The organism is Saccharopolyspora elongata, assembly GCF_004348985.1.
Taxonomy (GTDB): Bacteria; Actinomycetota; Actinomycetes; order Mycobacteriales; family Pseudonocardiaceae; genus Saccharopolyspora; species Saccharopolyspora elongata.
The window spans coordinates 1-8914 of sequence record NZ_SMKW01000161.1 but is presented as its reverse complement, the minus strand read 5'-3'; the positions used below and the strand labels follow the sequence as shown (position 1 = coordinate 8914).

Annotated in this window: 3 protein-coding genes; all 3 read right to left on the bottom strand. The window is 65.7% G+C overall.

Going from position 1 to position 8914, the window contains the following annotated elements; all coding sequences use genetic code 11:
- Window positions 1-179: 179 nt before the first annotated feature.
- The 3 genes from E1288_RS45360 to E1288_RS45355 all read right to left on the bottom strand — a co-directional run bounded on the left by E1288_RS45360 (window position 180) and on the right by E1288_RS45355 (window position 8802).
- Window positions 180-1100, bottom strand: a complete 921-nt coding sequence (locus E1288_RS45360) for a transposase family protein (protein ID WP_132495421.1) — start codon at window positions 1098-1100, stop codon at window positions 180-182.
- Window positions 1101-1222: 122 nt separating this feature from the next.
- A complete protein-coding gene (locus tag E1288_RS47730) occupies window positions 1223-1381 on the bottom strand; it encodes a hypothetical protein (RefSeq protein WP_165968629.1) in 159 nt (52 codons plus the stop codon).
- Window positions 1381-8802 carry a protein-glutamine glutaminase family protein gene (locus E1288_RS45355; protein ID WP_207954931.1) on the bottom strand — a complete coding sequence of 2474 codons (7422 nt, stop codon included), beginning with the start codon at window positions 8800-8802 and terminating at the stop codon, window positions 1381-1383. Before E1288_RS45355 ends, E1288_RS47730 begins: the two co-directional genes overlap by 1 nt.
- Window positions 8803-8914: the final 112 nt, after the last annotated feature.

Here is an 8914-nt window from a genome sequence, read left to right as displayed (position 1 = left end):
CCGTGCCCAACGCTGCAGCGTCTCACGTTCATCATCGGTGAGCACCAACTCGGCCCTGGGCCGTCCGCGACCTGCCATCACCGCATCCTACAATTAGATAGTGGACTTCCGGCGGAGCACACTAGCGACCTCGTGCATGGTTAGTGATGGCGCGCATCGGGGTGTTGTGCGGTCTTGATTCACATCGCAGAGGCCGTCAGTGCGGCGACGGGCTTGCGTTGTGGACGGTCGATGCGTTGTTGGTCCGACAGCAGCCCAGCGATTGCGCGAACGGTGTCATCGAGGCTCTCCCGGCACCCGAGATGGCGAGCCAGGCTGCCCCAGTTTTTCAGATGGGCAATGCCATGTTCCACTCGCACTCGCCGTCTGGCGTGGGATTTCCGTTGTGCTACACGGAGTTCGCCTATGCCGGGCATGCGCTCCAATCGCTTTTTGTGATGCTTCAACATCGGGGTGAGCACCTGGCCGCAGGTCTGTGCACCGAGGCCTTGGTAGCCGGCGTCGGTAAGGATTTCGACTGCCATGGTGTGCTCAAGCCAGTCGGTGACACCGGCCTGCCGGGCTTGGGTGATGTCAGCGGTGCTGCCCCGGGTCGTGGCCCCGCAGAACAACACACGTCCCTGCGCATCAGTAATCATCAGCGCTTTCATGGCATTTTGCCGGGACTTGCCAGAGATGAACTGATGTCGGCCCGCCCGCTTGACGGTGGGCCGGCGCACCCGGATCTCGGTTGCGTCCATCAGTGCGGTCTGCCGCACGCTGTCGAGGTAGGCGACCACATCGGCGACCGTGCGCAGCCGAATCCCCTGTTCCACACGGCAACCACGATCGGCTAACAGCGGCCGGATTTCGTTGATAGCCCGTGTGATCGTCGAACGGTCGACCCCGAACCACGCCGCCAGCACATCATGCGTGCTGCTATGCCGCAGATGCACCAGCGTGGCCAACAGCCGATCCACGAACACCAGCTTGTACTTCGCCCCCGCGCCCGGTGCCCGCCGTCGCGGACGGTCAGACAACCGAGCATCCTGGCGGGCCTGCCACACCGGGCCCACCTCCGCCACCAACTCGGCGATGATCTTCCCGGATAACCCTGTCACCCGACGACTCGACAACACCCCAGCACGACCCACACGAAGATCATCTCAGTCCAAGATCACTAACATGCACGAGGTCGTTAGGCGGACGGAACCTGTCGGCGCTTGTGGTCGTTGATGTCGGGCTACGTCTCCTGCCCGCCGGAGCTGGAGCGCCGAGCGATGTCGTCCTCGGACTGCGCGGCCCTGTGCTCCCGCGACAGCGGCGCGATGTACGACGTGGACTCATCGCGCAGACGGGCTGTCGTGCGGCCGAACGGCGGGTGGGGCTCCTCCAACGGCATCACTTCACCTGGGGAGAACCAGCCTGCTCAGACCGCCCCCAAACGGCAACCGAATCCACCTCACCCAAACCACCCTCGGGGATCCACTGGAGAACCGGATCCGGCGCGTCGGAACGAGTGTCCGAGCCGGCACCTGACATAGCGTTCGGATCCGTCACAGCGACATCCGGCACACCCACCTCACCCAGACCGGACCGGCCCAAAGCCGAATCCGGAATCACCGCAGTGTCCGTTATGGATGGATCAACAACAGCAGCGGGCATGTCGTCGAACCAGCCGTCCGTTCCTGCAACGACAGCATTCAGATCTAGCGCACCGCCGTCGAAGTTCCCCTCACCCCGACCGGCCTGGCCGGAAACGAGCTGTTCGTCGGCGTGCGGCCGGCTGCCAGACGGTGCTGAGCTGGAGGGGAAGTGCGCACCGATGCGGTCACCACCGCCAGTGGCAAGCGGCCACGCCTCGCCGGCGTTGTCAGGTAGCCGCCCCCCAGTAAACGACGGCGGAGTGTTCACGAGGAACGCGGCCCCGGCCCGCTCACCGCTGCCGCCGACGAGCGGCCAGCCTGTCGGCTCCAGGTGCTCCCGCGACGGCGCGATGTCCGACATGGACTCCTCCTGTTGGCGGGCTGTCGTGCGGTCGACCGACACAACACCGTCGAAGCCCCCCACGCCAGACCATTTCACCCCAACAAAATTCGGATCCGGCACAACATCGTCGAACCCATACCACCAGCCCCCGCCGAACTCGACATCGCGGATTTCCAGCCCCAACCCCCTCGCCTGCTGCGCGGGAATCCCCGGCAAACCACTGGACGAATCGATGCTGAGGGCACCGTCGGTCATGAACGCGTTGACGTCAAAGCCGCTGCCGTTCTCGGCGAAAACGTCGTGCGGACCAGTGACCTGGCCAGTGTTCGAAGCGTTGAGCGGGGTCTGCATCTCCTCTTCGGACGAACGCAGGATGTCGTCGATGCTGAGGGCACCGCCTGCGACGGCGGCGTCGGGGGCGGCCTCGTTGAAGAACCGGTCGAGTTCGACGGGGTCGTAGGACAGAGCGTTCAGGTCTGCGGGGCCGAAGGAGAAGACGTCGAAACCGGCCGAAAGAGTAGCGTCTATCATGGCCAGCAGGGTGTCCACAATGCGGCGTTCTTCAGCGCGACGCTCCGCCTCCTCGTTAAAGCTGATCAACTCTTCTTCACCACGCCCACGGCGGATTTGCCTGTCGGCTTCTCGGAGGCTGCTGGTGCCCGGGACCACCGGTAGCGGACGCGGCCGGCCCCATACACCGGGGTCACTGAAGATGACGAGTGCTTTCCCGTTGGGGTAATACCCGAGTGGCGTCTCGTACTCGAGCCACTGATCGGGATGGTCGGCGAGATGCTGGTCCAGAGCGCCCTGGACGTGCTCCGGACTACCGCCGAGCAGGATGACCCCGTTCTCATCGGCGATGTCGACACCCATCAGGGCCAGCCAGTCCTCGGCGGGCAGCGGGGCATCGCTGAGCACGGGGTCAAGAACGTAATTGCGCGGTCTGTACGGAGTGTCGACCACGATCGCAGGCGCCACGTGGAAGTCCCAATTGACCGTGCCAGACGAGCCAGGCAAAGCATCGATGGCATTGGCAGAGGCAACCGAGAGACCTGGGTTAGCACGGACAACGAAGACCTTGCTCGGCTGGGCGCCCAAACGCTGCAACTGGAGCGACCAGAAATGCGCCCGGATCTCAGAATCACCGTCCAGATAGTCGATCCGGATGGGGACGGTTCCGCTGGAGTGATGGTTGAAAGTGGAGTTCTTCAACTGCTCGTGCCACCGGGCCGCCTGCTCCAGGGAGACCGGATTACCGTTAACCAAGCCCAGCGCGTCGAACACCGCATGGGCGTGCTCGGGTCGCAGATTCACCAGATCATCTCCGAGGCCGCGAGAGCTAGCCGCCTGGTAGGCGTCCTGCACAGCCCACACGGTGCGCATGTCACGGTCCAGGCCGTGCAGCATGATCATCGCGTCGTCGAACTGATCGGCCTCGATGTGGCGCTGCAACTGTTCGGCGAACGCCCGGACACCCGGGAGCTCGACGGGTTCCTGCGATGGGCGCGCAGCCAAGGACGGCGCGGAGTGGGCGGGGTTGACGCTGAAGTCCTGCCGGAGCCCGAGCTTCGTCAGGGCGTGGTCGAGCTCGGCATCGCTGAGGGCCTCGTACAGTTCGGCGTGCAGGTCCCGGCTGCGCTGCCGGAAGGCGTCGATCAGGCCGCTGATCTCCGCGTCGCCCTGCACTCGGGCCAGTTCGCGCAGAACCGCGCCTGTGTCGGGGCTCTCGCTGCCCAGCTGGCCGGCGATGAAGTCCGCCCGGCGTGCGGACAGCGCCGCCACGTTGTCGCCACCCGGCTGAGACGCCACCGCGCCGCCGTGGCGTTCGCCGACTTGCGTTCCCCCAAGTCCGGTCGCATGCGGCGCAGTCGGCTCGTAGTCCATCAATTCCGGCGATCCGTGGTGCAACGGACCGGATGTCTCTGCCGCCGGAGCTGCATTCGGATCCGACACGGCACCGCCGAAGTCCCCCGTGCCAAACGGATCCATCTCACCGGTAATCGGATCTGGGGCGCCGCCGTCGAAGTACCCATCGCCCAGAGCAGCCTGGCCGGAAGCGGGTTGCGGGGCCACGGAGTCTCGTGGCCCTCCGGCGGTGTGGGTGTCTTGCAGTGGCCGCGTGGCCATGTAGTGGTTTGTGCCGTTGTAGATGATGTAGCAAGTCAGCCAGTCGTCGTGGAACTCGGCGCCTTGCGTGGACTCGCGGCCGCCGGGACCGATCACCACGATGTTGACGCCCAGCACGCCGGTGGCGAGCTGGGGTGCGATGTCCCCGCCGACGTGATACCAATTCCCGAGTGTGCGTATGTTTTCCTCGATCGACGACCAAGCCCACTCGTCGCCATCACCGGCGGTGGCAGCGAAATAACCGGGATCGTCAATGATTCTTTGTAGAAAGTTGTCGGCGAGCGCGTGGCGCAAACCCTGCACGGTCCGTTCATAGCCGAGCTCGTCAAGCCGGGGCCCCCATACTTCCTTCGGCACCGAAACCAGGACCGACTGGGGAAAGCAATCCCCGTTGGCGTCGACATCGAGGATCTCCAGCCCCAACGCCGTCGCCCTCGCACGCTGCCTATCCCAGGAACCGCCGTCTCCAAGCAGGACCGGGTCCTGGGTCAATCCGGACCTGTCCTGCTCCCTGCCATCGAACCCGCTGTTGCCCTCACCGGCGGTATCACCCGTGCCCGGTACAACCGGGCCGGCATCGTCCGTACCGGCGTTGTCATCCTCCGGACCAACGGAAGAGCCGGTCTGCTCAAACCGAACGACATCGAACAACACAGCAGAATACAAGTGGGCCCCCCGGTACGGCCGGATGCGGAAAAAGTCCCGCAAAATCTCCTCGACCGAGGGCGAGCCCGCAGTACCAAACCGAGCGAGCACCGCGCCGACGTCGTCACGGATAAGCTTCTCGAACTCCCTCACGAGTTCCTTCGCGGCACGGTCCGAATTCGCGTACCACGGATTGACCACCACCCCGACATCCATGACCTCACCACTGCCCGGATCCCCCAGCAACCGGCGGACAAACCCCTGCACCATCCGGCTCACCCGCTGCCGCGCCGACTCCGACAACACATCGAATGTTTCCAGGAAGAACTCGGTAAGCGCCGAAGCCTCGTAGTAGCTCTCCTCGGTGCCATCCGGCGTCGCGTGAACACTGATCTCAACGCTTCGCCATGGGTCTTCCGACCGCCGGATGAGGTAGGTGAAACGCAGCCTGGCGGCCACATCACCCCGCCCCCGCACCCTAAGCGCACGGCGCACCGCAGTATCGACAACCCCGTGCTCGCGGGGCATACGCCGCCCGTGCTCGACCGTGACCCTGTCACCGTGGTATGTCAGCCGCAGGTCCAGCATCTCCAGGCCCCGCTCCGCACGCTCAACCAGCATGTCGGCCAACTCGTCAGCGAACCCCTCCAACTCCGCCCGGTCATGCTCTTCGAGCTTGGCCCCCGGACTGTAGACCTGGGCGTTCCAACCGGCGATCGCTTTATCCCACCAAGGGTTGTGGCTCCACAAAGAGTTTGGCTGCGCAGTGGCCTTCCGAAACAGCCGCGACACCGCGTCCTCAGGCAGCTTCTGCAGCCCCCCAATGAAACCCACCGACGGCGGAACAAGTTGAGTCAACTCGGCAGGCCGTTCGGAGTCCTCCGGCAGGACCACATCGTCACCCTCGTCGCGCGTGCGCGTCCGGTCTGGCTCGGGTTGGTCGGTCGGTGCCTCCGGAACCGGCACGGTCGCCGGCTCCACGTCTTCGACGGAGGACTGCGTAACCACACTCGAGGACGGCACGGCGACGGTGGTGCCGAGTGCCCGCGCACGGTTCTCGAGCAACCACAGGTGACGCGGCTTGACCGACGGCGGCGGGAGGTCCGTGCGCCCCTTCTCTCGCAGTTCGCGCAGGTAGTGCTTCAAGTGCTCGGTGAATAGACCGTCGTCGGTGACGACCCGGTTCGAGCCCGCGCCGCGGAACACCCAGTCATCACCATGCTCGTCACGGCGAACGTACTCGTCGTACGGGCCGGTGAAGTGCGCGACTTCCTCGGCCAGTGTGAGCTCGTCGGCGTCCTCAGCCCAGCGCAGCATGTCTGTCTTGCCGCCCGCAGGCCTGACGGTGATGATCGCGTGCGCGACAGGTGACGGATCGTGCAGCACCCGCATGTGCAAGCCGTCACCACTGGGCAGACGGTAGCCGGGGTCGTTAAAAAGCCGATCAAGACCCGCCTGCGCGCGGTCGACGATTCGCCGCACGTCGACACTGGGACCGACCTGAAACCGTAGCCGGACCGTGTATTCCTGCACCCACTTGCCGGGCCGGACCTCGTAGCGGGCGTGGTCGTAGGCGATCGGGTGCCGCCACGACGAGATCCGCAGTGCCGGTGTGAGCGTCGCCGTCGTCGGCCCGACATCCTCCGCAGACACCCTGACCGGCACAGCGTCGTGCCGCGCGGCCTCGCGTTCCTGCTCGGTCACCGGGTCGGGATCGGTCATCCACTCCGCGGTGGCGGCGGTGCTGTGCGCCCAACTCATTTCGTCAAGCACCGGGTGTGGCTTGGGTAGCCAGCCGGCGGCGGCGGTGATCTCCAACGGCTCGGCGAGGCGGCGTTCCGGACCGGTGTCGTCGAGCGTCTGGTGACCGGGACCGCGCAGCTCCCAGTCAACCCGCAGCTCCACAACGCCCGACGGCAGCGCCGGCGCGGGGGTGATGGTCAGCGCGAGGCCCAGATCGTCGATGGTCGTCGGCACGCCCCGCACCCGGCTGGCATGCTCAGTGATCCCACCGGTCAACACCTGCTCCACCGCAGCTGCGGATGCGGTGTCGGCGGCGTGCAGAGTAACGACCGGAGAGGCAAAACCACGCTCCGCACGCGCGTCCGCCTGCTCCGCCAGGTACCGGGCGTGCCCCGCCAACACCCTCCTCTGCGCCGGAGCGAGCCCGGCCTCAGGTACCTCGACGACAAGCTCCGGACCGTCGTGACGCAGCGGTTCGGCCACAGTGGGCACTCGGCGCGCATAGCGCCTGGTGACCAGGTCAGTCGGCGAGGAAAAACTCGCACCGACCCGGGCATCACCGCTGGTGGCCAGCGGCCACGCCGTCTCGGTCTTGTCGGGCAGTGGTTCTTCGGTAGGTGACGGCGGGATGCTGGTGGGCAACGCGGCCCCGGTCCGCTTGCCGCGGCGGCCGACCAGCGGCCGGCCGTTCGACTCCGGATTGATGCGTGGTTTGGGCGAGAAGAGCGCGCCGGTCCGGGCACCGCGCCTGCTGAACAACGGCCACGCCGACCGGCTCGCTGCCGTGGCGCGCGTGGTGTCCGGGCTGACTGCCACTTGCGGGTGCGCGGAAAACGACACGCCGACCTGGTCACCGCGGTCGTTGGCCCAGGGCACCGCGCTCGCCGGCGCGTCCATCACAACCGCCTCGCCAGTCGCGGGTGACTGTGAGACATGCGGTGCCGTTCCAGGGCCGGGCAGTGGCGAGTCGCGTTCCAGCAGCAGCGTGTCCGGCCTTGCCGGTGAGCCTGGTGGGGGAGCGTCCACCGCTGTCGACGGCGGCGTGTCGGGCTGGACCGCCCGGGTGCGCTGCGGACGTGTGTCCGGACGGGTTGCAGCTGGCATCTCCTCGGGAGGGGCAACGATCACAGCGGGGTGGGCAGTCGAGCCCGCGTAGCTCCCGGCTGGTTTCAACCCGCTGGGAATACTGGTGCCAGCGTCGTACCGACCGGGCTGTGGTGTGTTTTCGGGTGTCGCGGGGCCGGTCAGGACACTGGGCAGTCCCCCCTCGTCGGGAAGCTGGTGATCCGCGCCCGAGTGCTCCAACTTCCGCCCGGAGTACTCGACGAGAACGATCTGCGTCGCTTCAGGCGAAAGCTTGCCGAGTCTTCCGGTCTGGCCATCCAGGAAGACGACACCCTCGGGCCGGTTGATGACGTTGAAGACGTGGGCGACCGGGTCTGCTGTCTCGACGTACACGATCGCACGAGCCCCCAACTGGGCCTTCTTCATGTACCTGATCGCATCGTCCCACGAGTCGAACCGATTCCATTCCGTGGTGTGGAAATAGTTCCGGATAGCGGTGCCCGTGTTTCCAGGTTGTGTCACCCATGGTGCCTTCGCGGCGATGTTGTCCATCGCGTTGTCGGTCGCCTCGATACACTTCAAACAGTTGACGTTCGGCCCACTGTCGGACACATGACCGTGGTACCAGTCCCGCAGCGCCGACCGCAGCCTTCCGGGGAAGCGGTCGTACCAGAGGAAATTGGCGGCATTGATAAACGGTAGGTGCGGAAATTCCGACTTGATGTATTTACTCGCCTGCCGCGGCGAGACCGAGTCGATGTGAATCGCCGGCTCGCTCACCACTTTGCCCTTCACGGCAAGCCCGCACCAGCTATCCGTTGGCATGCCAGCGGGTTTACCCGCGAAGAAATGACCGGCGCCCGCAGAGTAATCCAGGTCAGCGCCTGCAGAATCGGTCCGGTGGTCGTTGGTGAGGTCGGGCCACGGCACCACCGCAGTGTCCGTTATGGACCGATCAACAGCAGCGGGCACGTCGCCGATCGAACCATCGACACCCGCAACGGAATCGGGCCTGGGCCGCCAGCCCTCCTGCTCATCGACGTTCGGCAGGTCAACACCGGCCAGGCCCAAACCAGCCGGGTCAAAGCCGATCAGACCCAAGCGAGGCAGAACCCAGCCGGCCGGCCCCAAGCCAAGGTCAAAGTCAGGCAGGTCAAAGTTGGTCGGGTCAAACTGGGTCAGGTCAAAGTGGGTCAGGTCAAAGTGGGTCTGGTAAAAGTCGAGCAGGCCGAAGTGGGTCAGGCCGGAGTCCACCGCAGTGTCCGTTATGGACCGATCAACAGCAGCGGGCACGTCGCCGATCGAACCATCGACACCCGCAACGGAATCGGGCCTGGGCCGCCAGCCCTCCTGCTCATCGACGTTC